This is a genomic window from Actinoplanes sp. NPDC051537 (genome assembly GCF_055586105.1).
In genome coordinates, this window is sequence record NZ_JBVJIU010000013.1 from 40645 (window position 1) to 59734 (window position 19090).

Consider the following 19090-nt stretch of genomic DNA (forward strand, 5'->3'; position numbering starts at 1 on the left):
GCACGCACGCGAAAGGCACTCGATGCATCTCCGTTCCCTGTGGCGAGTCGGGCTCGCCGCCGTCCTCACCGTCACGGCCGCGTTCGCGGTCGCCGGTCCGGCCAGCGCGGCCGGCACCGGCCCCTGTGACATCTACGCCGGCGGCGGCACCCCCTGCGTCGCCGCGCACAGCACCACGCGGGCCCTGTTCGGCTCCTACAACGGCTCGCTCTACCAGGTGCGGCGCTGGTCCGACGGCGCCACCACCAACGTCGGCGTGCTCAGCGCCGGCGGCTACGCGAACGCCGCCACGCAGGACTCGTTCTGCTCGGGCACGTACTGCACGATCGTCCGCATCTACGACCAGACGTCGCGGCACAACGACCTGACCATCGCTCCCGGCGGCGGCGCCAACCCGACCGCCGACCAGGGCGCGAACGCGGCGGCCCTGCCGATCACGGCGGGCGGCCACAAGGTCTACGGCGTCTACATCTCGGCCGGCAACGGCTACCGCAACAACGCGACCAACGGCATCGCCACCGGCAGCGCGCCCGAGGGCATGTACATGGTCACCGAGGGCACCCACGTCAACAACCGGTGCTGCTTCGACTACGGCAACGCCGAGACCAACAACAACGACACCGGCAACGGCGACATGGACGCCATCTACTTCGGCACGCTGTGCTGGTTCTCGCCGTGCAGCGGCTCGAACCCGAAGGTGATGGCCGACCTCGAGAACGGCCTGTTCGCCGGCGGCAACGGCTCGAACACCGCGAACACCGGCCGCAACAGCGCCTTCGTCACGGCCATGACGAAGAACAACGGCACCTCGACGTACGCGATCAAGGACGGCAACGCGCAGTCCGGGAGCCTCGCGACCCGGTACAACGGCGGGCTGCCGACGCAGTCGGGCTACAAGCCGATGACCAAGCAGGGCGCGATCATCCTCGGCATCGGCGGCGACAACAGCAACGGCTCGGTCGGCTCGTTCTTCGAGGGCGTGATGACCAGCGGTTACCCGACCGACGCCACCGAGAACTCGGTGCAGGCGAACATCGTCGGCGTCGGCTACTCCAAGAGCGTGACGTTCCCGGCCAACGGCGGGACCTACCGGCTCACCAACCTGGCCGCCGGCAAGGTCCTCGACGCGGTCAACTGCGGCACCGGCGACGGCACCGCGGTCGACCTCTGGCAGAACCTGAGCAACTCGTGCCAGCAGTGGCGCTTCACCAGCGTCGGCGCGAACAAGTGGACGATCACGAACGTCAACTCGGGCAAGGTGCTGGACGCGGTGAACTGCGGCCTGGCCCTCGGCACCGCCGTCGACCTGTGGTCGTCGCTGGGCAACAACTGCCAGCAGTGGGCGGTCATCCCGGCCGGCAACGGCCGGTACGAGCTGGTGGTCGAGAACAGCGGGATGCTCCTCGACGACCAGAACTGCGGCACCGCGAACGGCACCAAGGCGCAGATGTGGATGTGGCTCAACAACACCTGTCAGCTCTGGTCGTTCTCGTCCTGATTGGTGGCCGCCGGCTTTCGAAAAGCCGGCGGCCCTCGACCAGCGTCCGGTGATCACGCCGGTCACGGACCTGGCCGTTCCCGGCGTCGCCGGCCTCGCTCGCCACGAACGTCACGCCGCCACCGAGCGGCCGGCGCTGGACGAGCTGGACCGGCTCAGCCGCCCGTGATGCTCCAGTGCCACGCCTCGGACGGCAGGTTCACGAAGCCGTACGCGGCGGCGTGCGTGGACAGCCACGCGAAAGCCGGGGTCCTGGCGCTGATCGTCTTGCCACCGGAGGTGATGTCGACGGCCAGTCCCAGCTCGTGCAGCGAATGCCCGGGGATCGCGGTCGGCACCCGGCACGACGACGCGGGCGCCGTCCAGATGTCCGGGCAGCCGTTGATCTTCCGGAGCTCGATCTGCCGTTCCCTGGTGCGAAAGCCGCCGCCGGAGATCTGGATGCCGGCTAGCTTGGCGTCGTCCACCATCCGCTTGAACGGCACCGCGACCGCCTTGTGCACGGTCACCCCGTAGACCTGGGTGGCGTCGCCCACGGTGAAGCCCGGCCGCACCTGGGTCACGACGTCCCGGCTGATGGTGGAGGCCATCGCGGCCAGTCCGGCCGCGTTCCCGAGCGCCACGATCTTCTGCTGGGTGCCGGCCACGGCCGCGTTCGCCGCGTTCCAGCCGGCGGTGGCGGTCCGCAGCGCCGTCGCGGCGGCGCCGGCCGCGCCCTTGATGGTCGCCAGGTTGGCGCCGGTGCGCTGGGCCTCCTTGGCCCGCAGGTTGACCGCCCCGTTCGCGGCGGCGACGGCCTTCTGTGCCCGGTTGACGGCGCCCTGGTTGCGCGGCTTCAGCTTCTCGACCCGGCCGAGCTCCTGCTTGGCGGCGAGCCGCGCCTGCTGGGCGGCGGCGACCCGGTTGCGGGCCGCGCGGTCGGCCGTCGTGGCGGTGGCCAGCCGGGCCTGCGCGGCGTTGCTCGCGGTCTGCGCCATGGCCATCTCGGCGGCCTTCGCCCGGACCGCGGCCTGCTGCGTCACGAGCTGCTTGCGGTACACCGCGGTCTGCGGCGCGACGTTCAAACTGCGCTTCATCAGGTACGTCCATCGCAGCGCGATGTCCGGGACCGCGGCGTCGGCCGGCGTCGCCGGCCCGATCGCGGTCATGGCCATGGCAGCGATGGCCATGATCGGTGCGGTGATATGTCGTTTCGTCATGCGGCGGCCGCTCCTCCCCTGGTGGTCGTCCGGCCCGAGAGTGAGCGGCGGGAGGTGCAGGCGCGGGCCACTTCGGGTGCGGGGAGGGTGCACACTGCTCGGCATGGTCTCCGTCGTGCTGCGCCCGTACACGTTGCCCCTGCTCGAGGCCGTGCAGCCGTGGTTCCGCCACCCGACGGTGGATCGCTGGCTGGGCGGCCCGGAATGGCCGGCGCGCGAGTTCGAGAGCACCGACCACGGCATCGGCGAGATCTTCCGCGGGCGTCGCGTGTTGCGCGTGCATTCGTGGGTGGCGTTCGACGACGCGGGCGCCCCGGTCGCCCTCATCGGCGGCGACGTCTACGACCGCTGGAGCAACTACTCCGAGGGCCCCGGCGGCCCGGTCGTCGCCGAGGAGGAGCCGGGCCCGGCGCTGGGCTTCGCCTACGTCGTCGACCCGGCGCGCTGGCGGCAGGGTTTCGGCGCCGCCACGATCCGCGCGGTCATGGCCGCGCCCGAGGTGGCCGACGTGGTGGTGTTCGCCGCGGGCATCGAGCCGGAGAACGAGGCGAGCGCCCGCTGCGCCGTCGCGGCGGGCCTCCTGCCCGACTCGGCCGAGCCCGACTGGGAGGGCATCGTCCATTACGTCCGCCGGGTTCCCGCGCGATAGTCAGCTGTCGCAGGCGATCCCGTCGCCGTCGCGATCGAGGTCGTACGGGTCGTCGCCGATGACGTGGATCGGCCCGTCGACGTAGGCCGGGCCGTCGCCGCTGCCGCCCGCACAGTCCACGTCGTCGGCGATCGGCACGCACGGCGTGTAGTTGGGGTCGCAGCCGTCGTTCGCCGCCTTCGTGCCCACCGCGACCACCTTGGTGACCGGCTTCTTCGTGACCACCGACGAGATCTGCCGGCGACCGGTCTCCTGGCCGTCGGTGAGCGTCACCTCGTACGTGATGGTCCGGATGCCGTTGATCCCCTTGACCCGCACCTTGGTCTTGCCCTCGGCCAGCGAGTCGTCGTCCACCTCGCGGGTGGAGTAGGCGATCGACTTCGTCTGCTCGACGGTCTTCCTGGTGACGATCGGCGCCGCGCTCGTCGCCTCCGTCGCCACCGTCTCCGTGGCCGCCGGTTCCGTGGTCGCCGGTTCCGTGGTCGGCTCTTCCAGCACCGGCTCCGCGGTCGCCGCGTCCTCGGCAGCCGTCGTCTCGGTCGCCGCCGCCACCGTCCCGCCCGAGTCCCCCACCGTCTCGGTCTTGGGGTCGCCGCCGGTAAGAAGCCCGATCCCGAGCAGCCCGCCGCAGCAGGAGAGCACCAGCGCACCGCCGATGGCCCCGGCTCGTTGCAGCGGATTCATGCGCGCCCAAAGACCCGGCCGAGCCGGTGGTGGTTGATACGTCACCGAGCCAGTCTCGGCGGACTGTTGGCACCGGGGCACGGCCGTTCGGCCAGTCAGCCCGCTCCTTCCCGGCGGGTCGACCCACCGGGAAGTACGGCTCGCGACCGTCGAGGTGGGCAAACAGAAACGGTTAAGTATTTGGTGTGCGATGCGGCAACACGGGGAAGCATGGATGCATGTCGATTAAGAGGGACGAACTGGCGATCTGCCCTGCCCGTATCACGCTCGACACCGCGCAACTGGAGTTCTTCAACGGCCTGCCGACGGCGGCGCCGAGTGTTCAGTCCGAGCTGCGCTGCGAGCTGGAGCTGGCCACGAAGGTTCGCACGCCGCGCTCGGACAGCAGGTGGACGCCACCATGTGGTGGGTTCAATGGACGCTCAGCGCGTCCGAGGTCAACGCCTACACCTGGTGCGGGGCGCGCCGGGCGCCCGCCGCCGGCAAGGACTGCTCGCTGTTCGACGGGCATCCCGGCCGGCATTCGCCTCGCGCCCGCTCGAAAGGGGACGAAGCGGCCTGAACCGATTCAGTGGCCGCCCGACCGGGTTCGTCGCCGATCGTCGACCGGCCGGCGCAAAGGGGGCCTGGCTGCGCGACCGGGGCGCGACCGTGGTCACCGCCCACATCCATTCCGCCCAGCACGCCTCGGCCCGGGTCGCCGCCCCGGCCGGCCTCGCCGCGACCACCGCGCAGGTCGACGGCGAGCAGGTCTGGACGACCGGCGGCGGCCCCTAGATACCGGCGAGCCGGCAGAGCGCCGCGAAGCCGTCCTCCGTGCCCGGCCAATGCCGGCGCACCGCCGCCAGCCCGGCCCGCCGCACGGTCGAGCGCAGCACCGCGACCACGATGATCGCGTCGTCGGCGTAGCCGAGCACCGGGATGAAGTCGGGAATCAGGTCGAACGGCACCGCCAGGTAGGCGATCAGCAGGCCGAGCCGCACCCGCACGCCGCGCGGCAGGCTCCGGTCGGCGGCCAGCCGCCGCAGCAGCCGCAGCAGGTCGGGCAGCAGGCGCAGCGCCTCCTTGAGCTGTGCCCGGCCGGGCTTGGCGACCAGCAGCGCGACGAGCAGCGCGAGCCAGATCAGCACGAGGCTCACCCCGATGCCGATCAGCGTCGTCCACCACCAGTCCATCGAGGCTCATCCTCCCGCATCTCGTGCGAAGACAAATCGGGATCGGCAAACCGACACAATCCATGCATCCGGGCGCGGATGCGCTTCCATAGGACGCGCTTACGTCGAGTCCGGAGGTGGACGGATGACCACGGGGACCAGGGCACGCTGGCAGGAAACCTACCTGGGTGGGTCGCCGCGGGCCGAGCGCGCGATCTTCGAGGCGATGGCCGTGAAGATCATGCAGACCCAGGCCCGGAACGCGAAGGGCGGCCCTATCACGGCCGGCTTCCAGGCCAAGGTCACGTTTGCCGTCGACGACGCCGAGCTGCGCTTCCTCGACCTGCCGGCGGAGCTGCGGGTCGGCTTCGCGCAACCGGGCGCGGTCTACCGGACCGCGGTCCGCTTCAGCAACGCCGAGGGCCGGATCCTCGACGACCACGAGCCCGACCTGCGCGGCGCGGGGCTGCGGGTGCACGTCTCCGCCGGGGAGGCGCACGACCTGCTGATGACCAGCGCCCCGGTGGCGCACGCCCGCGACGCCCGGCAGTTCACCGAGTTCGCGCTGGCCACGGCCGGCGGCGGCATCGGGCGCTACCTCGGCCTGGGCCGGCTCGTCTTCGTGCTCGGTCCCGGCGAGACCGTCGGCATGGTGCGCAACGTGCTCGCCGGCCGCACCCGGGCCACCAGCGTGGCGACCGAGACCTACTGGAGCCGCACCCCGATCACCTGGGGCGGCGAGCATGCCGTGCAATACCTGCTGCGGCCCTACGAGGGCACCCCGGCGGCGCCGCGGCCGCCGCAGGGCGACGCCGACTTCCTGAGCCGCGAGATGGAGCATCGCCTCGCGCTCGGCGACGTGCGCTTCGAGCTGTGCGTGCAGCGCTTCCGCGCCGCGGACGAGACGCCGATCGAGGACGCGGCCGTCGACTGGCGCGATCCGGCCGCGCCGCCCGAGCCGATCGCCATCCTCACCATCCGGGCCGGCACGAGCGACAGCCCGGCCGCCCGCGCCCTGCGCCTCAACCCGTGGAACACCACCGAGGACTTCCGCCCGCTCGGCAACCTCAACCGGGTGCGCAAGGCCGCCTACGACGCGAGCGCCGCCCACCGCGACCGGGAGCGCTGGCTCACCGAGCTGCCGCTGCGCAACCGGATCGCGAGCGCGGCCATGCGCGGCATCTTCGGGGCGGTCAACAAGGTCGTGCCCTGGCACCGGCTGCCGTCGTCGATCTCGCTGCTCAACCTGGCCACGCTGCGGGACGTGCTGCGCCGCGAGAACCTGATCGACACCGAGGTCCGGGAGGCTCCTCCGCGCGTACGGAAACCGCTGGAAAGAGCCACCGATCAACAGCGAGATTTCCGTACGCACGAGGGCACGCACAACGATTTGTCGGACCCGCCGATGGGCGCCGTCGGAGCCGCCTTCGGGCGCAACGTGCCCGGGGTCGACCGCCCGGACCTGAACGACGAGCCGAACCCGCTCGTGGTGAGCCGGGAACTGTTGCGCCGCAACGAGTTCATCCCGGCGACCTTCCTCAACATCCTGGCCGCCACCTGGATCCAGTTCCAGGTGCACGACTGGGTGGTGCACGCCCGGCACCCGCTCGGCATCGACGACGTGCGGGTGCCGCTGCCGCCGGACGTGCCGGGCTGGCGGAACACGCCGGGCGGACCGCTCGAGCCGGAGATGCGCATCGGCGGCAACATCGCCAAGGGCATCGGGCCGGACGGCATCGAGATCCTGTACGGCAACGTCGCGTCCCATTGGTGGGACGGCTCCGAGGTGTACGGCACCAACACCGTCAAGGCGCGGGCCCTGCGCGACGGCCCGAAGCTGCGGCTCACGCCCGAGGGCTACCTGCCGGTCGACGTGCGCGGGTCGGAGATCACCGGCTTCAACGAGGCCTGGTGGCTGGGCCTGAGCAGCATGCACACGCTCTTCGCCCGCGAGCACAACCTGCTCTGCGACGAGCTGCTCGCGCGGAACCCGGAGTGGGACGACGAGCGCCTCTACCAGACCGCGCGACTGATCGTGGCCGCGATGATCGCCAAGATCCACACGGTGGAGTGGACGCCGGCCATCCTCAACACGCCGGTGCTGGACCGGGCCATGCACGTGAACTGGAACGGCGTACCGGCGAATGATCTTCTTACCCGGTTCGGCGTGTGGCTGACCGACGTCCACACGCTCAAGGGAATTCCGAAGACGGTTCCCGACCACCACGGCACGCCCTACTCGCTGACCGAGGACTTCGTCACGGTCTATCGCATGCACCCGCTGATCCCGGACGACTACACGTTCGTCGACGTGCGCGATCGGGAGCTGCGCCGCGACGGCTTCCTCGATCTGGTCGGCGACCAGGCCGACGACGTGCTGCGCGAGGTCGGCCTCACCAACGTGCTCTACTCGTTCGGCCACGCCAACCCGGGCGCGATCACGCTGCACAACTATCCGAAGGCGCTGCTCGAGCTCGACCGCGACGGCGAGCTCATCGACCTCTCGGTGGTCGACCTGGTGCGCACCCGCCGCCGGGGCGTGCCCCGCTACAACGACTTCCGCGAGGCGCTGCACCTGCCCCGGATCGAGAAATTCGAAGACCTCAATCAGGACGCGGAGACCGTACGCCGCTTGCGTGCCGTTTATCGCAGCGTCGACGAGGTGGACACCATGGTCGGCCTGTTCTCGGAGACGCCGCCGGACGGGTTCGGCTTCTCCGACACCGCGTTCCGGGTGTTCATCCTGATGGCGTCCCGCCGCCTGCAGAGCGACCGTTTCCTGACCGCCGACTACCGGCCCGAGATCTACACCGAGTTCGGCATCGAGCACATCGAGAAGACCACGATGACCGCCCTGATCAAGCGCCACTGCCCGGACCTCGCCGGGGCGATCCCCGACGAGGCCAACGCGTTCCGCCCGTGGACTAGGGCGTAACCAGCGGCTTCAGCGCGGCGCCGACCCGGCTCACCATGCCGGGCCGGTGCCCGTTGCGCGGAAGATTGATGGTGATGCCGCCGATGCCGGCGCCGAGCACCTTCTCGTGCAGCTGCTCGGCGACCTGCTCGGCGGTGCCGAGGAAGACCCGGTCGCGGCGGTCGGCCGGCACCAGCCCGGCCATCTCCGCCACCTCCCGCTCGTCCTCGCCGACCAGCCCCATCGTCAGGAACGTGGTCGGGAGCGTCGCCGGGTCGCGGCCGGCCTCCTCGCACCGCTCACGCAGCGCGGCGACCTTGCGCGGCAGGTCGGCGATGTCGCAGATGATGTTCATGTGGTCGGCGAACCGGGCCGCCAGCCGGAACGTCTTCTTCTCGCCGCCGCCGCCCAGCATGATCGGGATCTTCGGCCGCACGCGCGGGTTGTTCATGGCGCCGCGAGCCGTGTACCACTTGCCCTCGAAGGTCGCCGGCTCCCCGCTCAGCATCGGGGCGATGATCTCGAGCGCCTCCTCGAGCCGCTCGAACCGCTCCGCGAACGAGCCGAACTCGAACCCGTAGTCGTGGTGCTCGCGCTCGAACCACCCGGCGCCGATGCCGAGGATCGCGCGCCCCTGGGAGACCACGTCGAGCGTGGTCACCGTCTTGGCGGTCAAGGCCGGATTGCGGTACGTGTTGCCGGTCACGAGCGTGGACAGCTGGATCGTCGAGGTGGCCGAGGCGAGCGCGCCGAGGGTCGTGTAGGACTCGAGCATCGCCTGGTCCGGCGTGCCGATCCCCGGCAGCTGATAGAAGTGGTCCATCACCAGCACGGTGTCGAAGCCGGCCGCCTCGGCCTCCTTGGCCTGAGCCGCCACCGTCGCGAAGAGGTTTTGCTCCGATACGCCGGGATAGGTGAAGTTCGGGATCTGATATCCGAGCCGAATTGTCACGTGGTTTGTTGTAGCTCACTTTCGCCCCCGCCGCCCAGCGTTCCGCCGCCGTACGGTGGCCGGGATGACAATCGACGCCGTCGCCGCCGCCATCCGCGCCGGCGACCACCCCGCCCTGCGCCGCCTGCTGGCCGAGCAGCCCTCGCTGGCGACCACCGCGCTCGGCCCGCGCACGCCGCTGCACCTGGCCACCGACTGGCCCGGCCACTACCCCGGAGTGGCCACCACGATCGCCATCCTGGTCGCGGCGGGCGCCGACGTGAACGCCCGCTTCACCGGCCCGCACACCGAGACCCCGCTGCACTGGGCCGCCAGCACCGATGACGTCTCGGCGGTGGACGCGCTGCTCGACGCCGGCGCCGACCTCGAGGCCCCCGGTGCCGTGATCGCCGGCGGCACCCCGCTGGACGACGCCGCCGCGTTCGCGCAGTGGGAGGCGGCCCGCCGCCTGGTCGCCCGGGGCGCCGTGGTCAACCTGTTCAACGCCGCCGCCCTGGGCCTGACCGACCGGGTCGCCGAGCATCTGGCCGCCGGTCCCCCGGCCGACCAGCTCGACGCCGCCTTGTGGGCCGCCTGCCACGGCGGCCAGCAGGAGGTGGCGGCGGTTTTGACAGCCCGCGGGGCCGACCTCACCCGGCCCGCACCGTGGGACGGCCTGACCCCGATCGAGGCCGCCCGCCGAAACGGCTTCCACGACCTGGCCGCCCGCCTGAGCGAGTCACCTCCGGGTGAGTCCGGCTAGGCTGCCGGCGTGCCCACGATGATCGAGGCCGCCGCTTCGTGGACGAGCAGGTCCGCGGCCCGTTCCGGGCGATGCGCCACGAGCACCGTTTCGACGACCTCGGCGACCGGCGCACGCGCATGACCGACCGGATGACCGTCACCGCGCCCCTCGGTCCGCTGGGCGCGCTGGCCACCCGGGTATTGCTGGCTCCCTACCTCGAGCGGCTCCTGCGGCAGCGCGCCGCACACATCAAGCGGCGGGCGGAAGCCCGCCGGCCGTGAGCTGGTCTCAGCGCAGCGCCCGCAGGGCCTTGGCCGACGCCTGGCGGGCGAACGGCTCCAGCATCGGCGACTCGGCGCCGGCGGTGATGGAGGCGGCCAGGACGACGGTGGCGCCGTGGCGGATCAGCAGCGTGGTGTCGTAGAAGCCGTCGGTGCCCATCCGGAGGATGTAGGACTCGTCGCCCAGGCGGGGCGGCGAGGGCTCGTCGACCTGCAGGGTGTGCGGGTTGCCGGCGGTGTCGTGGATGGTGATGGTCAGGCACTGGTCCCGCACCTGGCGGGCGGTGGCCAGCAGGCGTTCCGCGTCGGCGGGGGTGGCCGAGCTCAGGCCCTCGACCAGCTGGGTGGTGCCGTCGCCGGCGACGAAGCCGATCACGACCTTGACGCCGGGCCAGGCGTTGATGGCGTCCAGGGGCGGGCAGTGGGAGGCGGCCAGGCCGGTCTGGTTGGTGCTGCTGGTGCCGACCGTCCAGCCCGGGGACAGGTCGTCCAGCGTCAGCAGCGCGTTCCCGAGCTCGGCCGCGCCGAACCGTGGAGGCGGGCCGCCGGCGCGGCTGACCACGAGCGCGGAGGGGACGTTCGACGGCTGCGCCGCCGGGGTGACATCGGGCGGCGTGTCGGCGCGGGGCGGCGGCGACGTGGTGGACTGCGGCACGACCAGGCCGTGCCGCTGGACGGAGCAGGCGGTGAGCAGAACGACGACGAGGGCCGCCGCGGCGGCATTCCGGACACTCACCATTGTGGACTCCCCGTGGTGGGCGCGAGCGCGCCGATCTGAGGATCGCACCGAAACGCCGGGTTGTCTTTCAACCACTTGGTTGACAGCGGGGACGACGGCGTTCTAGTGTTCTTTCAACCACAGGGTTGAAAGGGGGCGAGGATGACCACGGACACGCTGTCCCGCGTCTTCGCCGCCCTCGCGGATCCGACCCGGCGCGACATGGTGGCCCGGCTCTCCGACGGCGACGCGACGGCGAACCAGCTGGCCGAGCCCTATCGGATGACGCTCCAGGCCGTCTACAAGCATCTGAAGGTGCTCGAGGACGCCGGGCTGGTGAGCCGGCCGCCGGGGCCGCAGCCTCGATCCGTACGGCTGAAGGTCGAAGCCCTTGATCTGCTGGATACCTGGATCGAGCGCCACCGGGTTCGGGTCGAGCGGCGTTATCGGCGGCTCGACGCGGTTCTGGCCGAGATGGAGGGAGACGAGCATGACGACGACCGATGAGGCCGCCATCGAGGCCGACGCGACGCTGCCGGTGATCCGGATAACGCGCGACTTCGCGGCCACGCCCGCGCAGCTGTTCCGCGCCCACACCGACCCCGAGCTGTTCGCCCGGTGGGCCGGCCCCGATCGGATGACCACCCGGATCGACCACTGGGACGCGCGTTCCGGCGGCAGCTGGCGCTACGTCTCGGTGGCGGATGACGGGGAGTACGCGTTCCACGGCTGCTTCCACGACATCCGGCCCGGGCGCATCGTGCAGACCTTCACGTTCGAGGGCGACCCCGACGAGGTCGCGCTGGAGACGCTGTGGTTCGAGGATCTGGGCGGCGGCCGGGCCCGCCTGCGGACGCAGTCGCTGGTCGACACGTTCCAGAGCCGCGACGCGTGGCTGCGCTCGGGCATGGAGACCGGCCTCAATCAGGGTTACGCCAAATTGGAGAGGATGATCATCGATGGGCTTTTCTGACCGCCCCGCCGAGCGGCACCGGGAGATCGCCGGGCTGTTCACCGAGCGGGTGCGCGGCGCCCGCGACTGGGATGCGCCGGCGCCGGTCGCGGGCTGGGCCGCCCGTGACGTCGTACGCCATCTGGTCGAGTGGTTCCCGAGCTTCCTCAGCGCAGGCGCCGGCATCGACCTGCCGCGCGGCCCGTCGGCGGACGACGACCCGGTGGCCGCCTGGCGGGTGCACTGCGAGGGCGTGCAGGCGGTCCTCGACGACCCCGCGACCGCCGACCGCAAGCTCGTCAACCAGCACATCGGCACGCTGCCGCTGGACGGCGCGATCGACCAGTTCTACACGTCGGACATCTTCATGCACACGTGGGACCTGGCCCGGGCGACCGGCCAGGACGACCGCCTCGACCCCGGCTTCTGCGCCCAGCTTCTCGCCGGGATGGAGCCGATGGACGACATTCTGCGCGCGTCCGGCCAGTACGGCCCCCGGGTCGAGGTGCCGGCCGACGCCGACGTCCAGACCCGGATGCTGGCCTTCATCGGCCGCAATCCGTCCTGGACGGCCGGCTGAAGCCTTGACACCCGCCGCGCTGCCCAAGGACGGTGGTCTGACCGGCATCGCGGAGGGAGCGCATGGGTGGCTTGGCGTGGTCACACGCGGAGGCGCTGGTTCGCGCGACGACGCGGGTCGAGCGGTGGCAGGGCGGCCAGTGGGAGTTCCGCGGCACGGCCTTCTTCATCGCCGAGGACGCCCTGCTGACCTGCGCACACGTCGTCACCGGGGCGGAACCCACCCGGATCGTCTGGACCGACGGCGCGGACCGGCAGACCCGCGCCGTCGAGATCGACCGGCGCAAGCCCGAGACGGGCCCGGCGGACGACTACCCGCTCCCCGACGTGGCCGTCCTGACCCTGGTCGACGGCCGCTACGACGGGCCGCTGCCGTCGCTCCGGGCGGAGCAGCCGAGCGACAGCCTGCTGGCCTACGGCTACACCGATGAGTACCGGCGTGGTGAGGTGCTGGGCCACACCAGCCGGTTCGGTCTGGCCGGGCCCGCGGAGGCCGGCGCGGCGTCGTCGATGCTCTTCCGCATCCGCGGGGATCGCGTCCGGGGCGGGATGAGCGGCTCGCCGGTGCTCGATCTGGAAACCGGCCACATCGTCGGGATGATCAAGCGCACGCAGGACTTCACCCAGGCCCTGGGCGCGTTCTGCATCCCCGCCGCGACGGTGCTGACCGTTGCACCCGAGGCCGCCGCCACCGATCACCCCGATCCGCTGAAGCTCGCGCCGCAACTGTGGCGCGAGCTCTACTGGGGCGTCGTCTCCCTGCTGGTCGAGAGCGAGGGCACACGGAACGCCCTGGAGCAGAAGCTCGATCTCCACGGTCAGCTCTTCGGCCCCGCCAAACATCAGGCCCAGCAGCTCGCCGCGGCGTTGTTCGAGCTGGATCTCGGACGGCTGGTGCAGGCGGCACAGGGCCTGTACGACGTCTTCCAGGACGCGCGGGCCCGGCGCCTCTTCGATCTCGTGGCGACCTGCACCGCCTACAAGAACGATCCGTGGATCGCGGCCGACGTCGCGGCCGAGTTCGCGGCCCAGGTCGCGCTGGCGGTCGACGACCCGGACGGCCGGGGGCGGCTGCTGGACCTGCGCTCCGGCATCGACCTCCGGCCCGCCTACGTGCGGCGGGCTAGCGCCGACCAGGCCTGGGATCCGCCGCTGTCCTGTGGGCCGATCACGCACGAGGTCGACGAGTCCGGCGTGCCGGTCGTGCTGGAGCGGGATCTCCGCCTCGGCATCATCGCGAACTTTCCCTCCCTTGCCGAGCGCGGGTTCGGGGAACCGGAGCTGACGCCCGAGGCGCAGGAGCAGTGGCAGCGGCATTGGCGTCCGCGGCTGATGGCCATCCTGCGCGAGAAGCGCCAGATCGCCCTGCTGCCGGAAACGCTGCCCCTGGACCGTGACCTGGTCGAGGCGCTTGTCGAGGCGTACCCGTTCATTCTGCTCACCACGTCCACGGTCGCGCCGGGCGAGGACGTACGGCAGGTTCCGGCGTACCAGGCGCTCGATCCCGACGTGCGCGCCGCGGTGGCCGCCTCGGCCGCGCTCGTCTACGAGCAGGCCCAGTACGCCTTGTCGAAAAGGGGGACGGGATGAGCGACGGCTATCGACCGATCTTCGACCCCGGCCGCGACGACGCGAAGACCCGGAGCCGGATCGCCCGGCATCGCGCCGACGCCGTCCCGGCCGGCGGCTACGTGTACGACGAGGAGGGCCGCATCGCGTTCGCGGTCAACGTCGCGCTGGTCACCGGCCGCCCGTTGCTCGTGCGCGGCCGACCGGGCAGCGGCAAGACCTCGCTCGCCGCCGACGTGGCCGGACGCATGAACTGGCAGTACTACGAGCACGTCACCACCTCCCGGACCCGGGCCGCCGACCTGCTGTGGACGTTCGACGCCGTACGCCGGCTCAGCGACGCCGGCAGCGGCGCGGCCGGCGATCCGCTGCACTACGTCATGCCCGGTCCGTTGTGGTGGGGTCTCGCCCCGGGCGCCGCGGCGTCCCGGGGCCTGTCCCCGGCCGAGCTCGCCGGCAACCGCCTCGACCCGATTCCCGACCCGTCGCCCCGCGGCGGCAAGGAGGCAGTGGTTCTGATCGACGAGATCGACAAGGCGGACCCGGACGTGCCCAACGACCTGCTCCAGCCGCTGGGGTCGCTGCGGTTCACCCTGACCGACACCGGCCGTCTGCCGGTTCCGGTCGACGCCGAGCGGTCGCCGCTGGTGATCATCACCACGAACGAGGAACGGGATCTCGCTCCGGCGTTCCTGCGGCGCTGCGTGGTTCTCGCGCTGCCGCACCCCGGCGACGACCGGTTGACCGCGATCGCCTCGGCCCATTTCGGCCCGCGGGCCGGCGCCGCCCTGCTCAAGAACGTGCTCACCGCCTATCACGCCATTCGCGAGAGCCGGGAGGAGCTCGAGCACCAACCCAATCCGGCCGAGTTCCTCGACGCGGTCGCCGCCGCGATCAACCTGCGTGTCACCGATCCGCGCGGCGAGCGGTGGGCGCAGCTCATGGAGTTCGCGCTGCGCAAGCCACGGCTGGACGGTCGGGCCCCGGCATGATCGGACCGCGGCTCCCGGTCACCGGTCTGCCGGACGTCGCCCGCGTCCTCGGCACGCTGCGGCCGGAACCGGATCAGCTCGCGATGCTGGACGAGCTGTTGTTCGGCGGCGGCGAAGCCGCGCTGCCGGAGGGCCCGCCCCGCCGGGCGCACCATCCCGCGCCTCTCTCCGGCCGGCCGATCGAGACGGACGCGCCGGCGGCGACGGCGGCCGGGTCACTCACCGGTCCGGCGCGGTCCGGGGCCGAGAAGCCGGTCGCCGTCGAGGTCGAGGAACTGCCCCGGCAGGCCGGTCCGCGCCCGCCACGAGCCGGACGGTCGCTGACCGAGCTCCTCCCCCGGCCGCCGGCGCCGGTGGCCGCACCGTCGCTGTTCGCCGCCGGCTCGGAACCGGCGCTGGTCCGCGCGCTCGCCGCCACCCCGCTTCCGGTCGGCGAGCTCGACGAGGCCCGGGCGGTCCGGCTCCTCTCCCACGGACGGCCGGTGACCGCCCTCCCCCGGCGGCTCGTCGACAGCATGATTCGCGGCGTGCAGGTGCTCACCGACACGGCGGCCGAGATGGCGCCCTATCGCGAGGACGTCGGCCGGCTGCTGGCGCGCCTCGGCGACCTCATGCCGGCCGACCTGATCGCGCGGCGGTGGTTCGCCGGCCATCCCGCGGGTGCGTCCGGGGTGACCGGGCCCGGTGACCTGGTCGGCCGTCCGTACCGGCTTCCACCGCCCGGCACCCCGGTGCTGGTGATCACGCTCTTCGGCCGGCGGGGCCCGGCATCGCCCGCGGATCCGGAGGTCGTCGACCGGTGGCGTCGGCTGGTCGGCGGGGCCCGCCGGACAGGCAACGCCGTCACCTTCCTCTGCCCGGCCGCCGCGGGACTGCCGCGCCGCTCCCGCCAGGTCGGCGCGCCGGTGATCGGCTGGACCCCGGCCATTAGCGTCCGGGCCGTGCGGCGGGCCGTCCGCCGCGGTGCGCCGCCGACGCGGCGGGAGTGGTGATGACGACGGATCCGGCCGCCGACCGCCTCGACCGGCTCACGGCCGAGGCGCCCGAGGTGGTCGGCCTCGCGCGGGCGCTATCCCCGGCGGTGCGGATCGAGCCGTCCCTGCTGCGGGCGGTGCGCGTGGCCGCCGGTCTCCCGCCCGAGACCGAGTCCGACCTGTGGCTCAGCAGCCTCGTCGCGTCCGCCGGACCGTGGGGCCTGAGCCTCGACCCGGCAACCGCCGAGCTGCTGCGCGCGGACCTGGCGGCGGAAACCACGCTGCGGGACCGGGTGTGGCCGCTGATCAGCGCGCATCACCGCGACGCCGCCTGGTCGCTCCGCCTCGAAGAACAGATCAACTACCTGAGCACGTACGGTACGACGCGGCTCGACGAGATCGAGGAGCTGCTCGCCGCCGCGCTGGCCGAGCTCCGGCGGGTCAGCGGGACCGACCGCGCGGCGACGGTCGGCGTCGCACGCTGGCTGCTGGCCGCCTGCACCCGGCTGCCGGCCGTGGCCCGGGACAGCCCGGCCGGCGCGGTGGCCGCCGTGGCCGCCGGCGCCCACCTGGACGGCCGGATCCCCGACCCGGACTCGGTGCCGTCCGGGAGCCGGGGCTGGCTGGCCTGGCTGCTGGAGTACGTGCCGACGACGGATCTCTGGGTCCAGCGACGGACCTCGTCGATCCGGTTCGGCCGGCCGGACCTGCACGCCGTCGCCGTCTCCATGCCAGCCACCCGCCCCCTCGCGTTGACCCTGGTGGACGGCGACACCGCGGTGCCGGTGCGGCTCTACCCGGGCGACGAGGTCACGGTCCCGGTGAGCCGGGCGGCCCCCGAGTTGCACCTGCTCGACGGCCGGCGCCTGCGCCTCGGCGTTCCGTCGCGCGTTCCGGCCGACCTGTTCATCAACCGTGCCGCCGACCTGGCCGAGCTTCAGGCCCTGCTGGCGCCCCGATCCGCGGCTCGGTTCGCATTCGTCGCCGGCCCGGCGGGTATCGGCAAGTCGGCCCTGCTCCGGCAGTTCGCCCGGACCTGCGCCGCCGACGGGATCCCGGTGTCGCTCGTGAACATGCGCTCCGTCGGCGACCCCGGCGCCCTGAGTGACGTGCTGCGGGCCGTGCGGGACGGCTTCGACGGGCCGGTGGCCGAGGCATTCGCGCAATATGACGAAGCGATCCGTGATGGAGCGACGAGTCCCACGTTCCTCGTCGACATCTTCACCCGTGATCTCCAGATCTGGGCCACCGGCAATCCCACGGTCATCATGCTCGACGAGTACACCGAGGTGCTTCGCGAGCCCTTACAGGTGATCGACGATTGGATCATCCGCATTCTCGAGCGCTCCGCGAATCTCGTCGTCGTGACCGCCGGCCGCGAAGGCCCCAACCAGCCCTTCGGAATCTCGACCCGGGTCACCCGCCGGATCCAGCTCGGCGCCTTCTCGGAAGCCGATGCCCGTGGCTACCTGGAACAACTGTCCACCTCGAGCAGCACCTACGAAGAACTCGAGACGCTGATGGCGCAATACCGAACTCGCGGGATAAGCCCGATCGAACTGCGCCGGCTTCTCGAAAGCTGGCCTCCCCGCAACGCACCGTAAGGCTCACGGCCGGCCGACTCGGGGTCAGGGCTCGCCGCGGTGACGGCCCAGCACCTCGTACCGCGCAGGGCTCTTCGATTTGAGCACGAAGGCCGACGCCAGGCCGACCGCCGCGGCCACCAGGATCAGGGCCGGCAGCAGCCAGCTCAGGATGCTGTCCTCGTTGCCGATGAGCAGGCCGAACTGGGAGGCCGCGTAGACCGCCACGGCGGCCGTGGCGAGGCCGCCGACCAGGGGCGCGATCAGCGTGCGCCAGCGGTTGCGGTCGAGGTCGGGGTGGCGCAGGAAGAACGCCACGACGGCGAAGGACGCCAGCGCCATCAGGGTGATGATGGCCAGGGTGCCGAGCTGGGTGAGCCAGGTGAACAGGGCCAGCACCGGGTCCTGGTCGGTGATGACGAAGACGGCCACGATGACGACGGCCAGGACGGTCTGGCTGATCGAGCCGGCGTGCGGGCTCAGGTGCACGCGGTGGGTGCGGCCGAGGCGCTCGGGAACGAGGCCCTCGCGGCCCAGCGCGAACAGGTAGCGGGCCACCGCGTTGTGGAAGGCGAGCAGCGCGGCGAAGACGCTGGTGGCGAACAGCAGCGTCATGATCGTGGTGAGGGTGCTGCCGAGGTAGGTGTCGCTGAGCACGAACAGGAACGCGGTGGGGTCGGGCTTGAGGCCGCCCAGGAAGTCCACCAGCGAGTCCGGGCCCTGCGCGTTGACCATCAGCCAGGTGGTGACCGTGTAGAACAGGCCGATCGTCAGGACCGCGACGTAGGTGGCCCGCGGCACGGTTCGCCGGGGGTCGCGGGCCTCCTCGCTGTAGATGGTGGTGGCCTCGAAGCCGACGAACGACGCCGTGTTGAACAGCAGCGCGACGGCGACCGAGCCCGAGGCGAAGGCGCTCCAGCTGAACGGCTCGAGGGTCAGCGGCGCGCCGCCGCCCTGGCCGCCCTTGGCCGCGATCGCGATGTCGAGGATGAGCACGACCACGAACTCGGCCAGCACCAGCACCGACAGGATCTTCACCGAGAGGTCGACCTGGCGGTAGCCGAGCACGGCGATGACGGCCATGGCCACGAAGACGCAGACCCACCACGGGATGTCCCAGCCGAACTGGTCCTTCAGGAAGCCCGACGCCGCCGAGCCGAACAGCCCGTACAGGCCGATCTGCATGGCGTTGTAGCCGAGCAGCGCGATCCAGGCCGCCGCGCCGCCGGCCGGCTGGCGCAGGCCGCGCGTGACGTAGCTGTAGAAGGCGCCGGTGCTGGTGTGGTGGCGGGCCATCGCGGTGTAGCCCACGGAGAAGATCAAAAGCAGGAGACTGACCACGACATACGCGGCGGGAATGCCGGCGCCGTTGCCCAGGAGCATGGCCACCGGGGCCCCACCGGCCATGGCCGTCAGCGGGGCGGCGGCGGAGATGACGAAGAAGGAGATCGCGAGAACGCCCAGGCTTCCCCGGCGCAGCTGGTGCGGCTCGGTCGACACGTTGCTCGACTGCTCGGCTTGGCTCATAACGCCCGTCCTTTGGACTCGTTCGGATCCGAACGTTTGAACGCGAACAGTAGGACCCCTGTGTCGCGGGACACAAGCCCCCCTTGCGTCCCGACCTGCCCGCACATATCGTTTGGGTCCGAACGATATGCGAGCAGGAGG

Annotated in this window: 20 protein-coding genes; 14 read left to right on the plus strand and 6 right to left on the minus strand. The window is 71.8% G+C overall.

The window, feature by feature from the left end; genetic code table 11:
* The first annotated feature begins 22 nt into the window (after positions 1-22).
* Positions 23-1498, plus strand: coding sequence for an arabinofuranosidase catalytic domain-containing protein (locus ACZ6TB_RS29910; RefSeq protein WP_465559399.1), 1476 nt, complete (start codon positions 23-25; stop codon positions 1496-1498).
* Positions 1499-1653: 155 nt separating this feature from the next.
* Here ACZ6TB_RS29910 and ACZ6TB_RS29915 read toward each other — a convergent pair whose 3' ends face one another.
* Complete coding sequence (locus ACZ6TB_RS29915; protein WP_465559401.1) at positions 1654-2697, minus strand: M15 family metallopeptidase; 1044 nt, start codon at positions 2695-2697, stop codon at positions 1654-1656.
* Positions 2698-2800: 103 nt separating this feature from the next.
* Here ACZ6TB_RS29915 and ACZ6TB_RS29920 point away from each other — a divergent pair, with 103 nt between their 5' ends.
* Positions 2801-3346 (plus strand): GNAT family N-acetyltransferase, encoded by a 546-nt coding sequence (locus ACZ6TB_RS29920; protein WP_465559404.1) that lies wholly within the window; start codon positions 2801-2803, stop codon positions 3344-3346.
* On the opposite strand, the gene ACZ6TB_RS29925 is transcribed toward ACZ6TB_RS29920, so the two are convergent.
* Positions 3347-4030 (minus strand): G5 domain-containing protein, encoded by a 684-nt coding sequence (locus ACZ6TB_RS29925; RefSeq protein WP_465559406.1) that lies wholly within the window; start codon positions 4028-4030, stop codon positions 3347-3349.
* Positions 4031-4418: 388 nt separating this feature from the next.
* Between ACZ6TB_RS29925 and ACZ6TB_RS29930 the strand changes: the two genes are divergently transcribed.
* Together ACZ6TB_RS29930 and ACZ6TB_RS29935 are read left to right on the plus strand one after the other, a co-directional pair.
* A complete protein-coding gene (locus ACZ6TB_RS29930) occupies positions 4419-4592 on the plus strand; it encodes a hypothetical protein (RefSeq protein ID WP_465559408.1) in 174 nt (57 codons plus the stop codon).
* Between the two features lie 89 nt (positions 4593-4681).
* Positions 4682-4807, plus strand: a complete 126-nt coding sequence (locus ACZ6TB_RS29935) for a hypothetical protein (RefSeq protein ID WP_465559411.1) — start codon at positions 4682-4684, stop codon at positions 4805-4807.
* Here ACZ6TB_RS29935 and ACZ6TB_RS29940 read toward each other — a convergent pair.
* Positions 4804-5205, minus strand: a complete 402-nt coding sequence (locus ACZ6TB_RS29940; RefSeq protein WP_465559414.1) for a YkvA family protein — start codon at positions 5203-5205, stop codon at positions 4804-4806. The two genes, ACZ6TB_RS29935 and ACZ6TB_RS29940, sit on opposite strands and share 4 nt — an antisense overlap.
* Before the next feature lie 124 nt (positions 5206-5329).
* Between ACZ6TB_RS29940 and ACZ6TB_RS29945 the strand changes: the two genes are divergently transcribed.
* Complete coding sequence (locus ACZ6TB_RS29945; protein ID WP_465559417.1) at positions 5330-8119, plus strand: peroxidase family protein; 2790 nt, start codon at positions 5330-5332, stop codon at positions 8117-8119.
* Here ACZ6TB_RS29945 and ACZ6TB_RS29950 read toward each other — a convergent pair.
* Positions 8109-9050: an LLM class F420-dependent oxidoreductase gene (locus tag ACZ6TB_RS29950; RefSeq protein WP_465559420.1), complete on the minus strand. Its 942-nt coding sequence runs from the start codon at positions 9048-9050 to the stop codon at positions 8109-8111. The two genes, ACZ6TB_RS29945 and ACZ6TB_RS29950, sit on opposite strands and share 11 nt — an antisense overlap.
* 64 nt (positions 9051-9114) lie before the next feature.
* Here ACZ6TB_RS29950 and ACZ6TB_RS29955 point away from each other — a divergent pair, with 64 nt between their 5' ends.
* A complete protein-coding gene (locus ACZ6TB_RS29955) occupies positions 9115-9792 on the plus strand; it encodes an ankyrin repeat domain-containing protein (RefSeq protein WP_465559423.1) in 678 nt (225 codons plus the stop codon).
* Between the two features lie 38 nt (positions 9793-9830).
* Complete coding sequence (locus ACZ6TB_RS29960; protein ID WP_465559426.1) at positions 9831-10055, plus strand: hypothetical protein; 225 nt, start codon at positions 9831-9833, stop codon at positions 10053-10055.
* A gap of 7 nt (positions 10056-10062) precedes the next feature.
* On the opposite strand, the gene ACZ6TB_RS29965 is transcribed toward ACZ6TB_RS29960, so the two are convergent.
* Positions 10063-10794 carry a hypothetical protein gene (locus tag ACZ6TB_RS29965; RefSeq protein ID WP_465559429.1) on the minus strand — a complete coding sequence of 244 codons (732 nt, stop codon included), beginning with the start codon at positions 10792-10794 and terminating at the stop codon, positions 10063-10065.
* A 141-nt stretch (positions 10795-10935) separates the two neighbouring features.
* Here ACZ6TB_RS29965 and ACZ6TB_RS29970 point away from each other — a divergent pair, with 141 nt between their 5' ends.
* The 7 genes from ACZ6TB_RS29970 to ACZ6TB_RS30000 all read left to right on the plus strand — a co-directional run bounded on the left by ACZ6TB_RS29970 (position 10936) and on the right by ACZ6TB_RS30000 (position 17443).
* Entirely contained in the window at positions 10936-11280 is a 345-nt protein-coding gene (locus tag ACZ6TB_RS29970; RefSeq protein WP_465559432.1) for an ArsR/SmtB family transcription factor, read from the plus strand.
* On the plus strand, positions 11264-11746 hold the full coding sequence (locus tag ACZ6TB_RS29975) for an SRPBCC family protein (protein WP_465559435.1): 483 nt from the start codon (positions 11264-11266) through the stop codon (positions 11744-11746). Before ACZ6TB_RS29970 ends, ACZ6TB_RS29975 begins: the two co-directional genes overlap by 17 nt.
* Positions 11733-12305, plus strand: a complete 573-nt coding sequence (locus tag ACZ6TB_RS29980; protein WP_465559438.1) for a TIGR03086 family metal-binding protein — start codon at positions 11733-11735, stop codon at positions 12303-12305. The genes ACZ6TB_RS29975 and ACZ6TB_RS29980 overlap by 14 nt, the downstream gene beginning before the upstream one ends.
* A 62-nt stretch (positions 12306-12367) precedes the next feature.
* Positions 12368-13894, plus strand: coding sequence for a S1 family peptidase (locus tag ACZ6TB_RS29985; protein WP_465559441.1), 1527 nt, complete (start codon positions 12368-12370; stop codon positions 13892-13894).
* On the plus strand, positions 13891-14865 hold the full coding sequence (locus tag ACZ6TB_RS29990; RefSeq protein WP_465559444.1) for an AAA family ATPase: 975 nt from the start codon (positions 13891-13893) through the stop codon (positions 14863-14865). The genes ACZ6TB_RS29985 and ACZ6TB_RS29990 overlap by 4 nt, the downstream gene beginning before the upstream one ends.
* Positions 14862-15857: a hypothetical protein gene (locus ACZ6TB_RS29995; protein WP_465559448.1), complete on the plus strand. Its 996-nt coding sequence runs from the start codon at positions 14862-14864 to the stop codon at positions 15855-15857. The genes ACZ6TB_RS29990 and ACZ6TB_RS29995 overlap by 4 nt, the downstream gene beginning before the upstream one ends.
* The gene (locus tag ACZ6TB_RS30000) at positions 15857-17443 is read left to right on the plus strand and encodes an ATP-binding protein (RefSeq protein WP_465559451.1); all 1587 of its coding nucleotides are present in this window, start codon (positions 15857-15859) and stop codon (positions 17441-17443) included. The genes ACZ6TB_RS29995 and ACZ6TB_RS30000 overlap by 1 nt, the downstream gene beginning before the upstream one ends.
* 24 nt (positions 17444-17467) lie before the next feature.
* Here the strand turns inward: ACZ6TB_RS30000 and ACZ6TB_RS30005 are convergent, their stop codons facing one another.
* Complete coding sequence (locus tag ACZ6TB_RS30005; RefSeq protein ID WP_465559454.1) at positions 17468-18949, minus strand: APC family permease; 1482 nt, start codon at positions 18947-18949, stop codon at positions 17468-17470.
* Between the last annotated feature and the right edge of the window lie 141 nt (positions 18950-19090).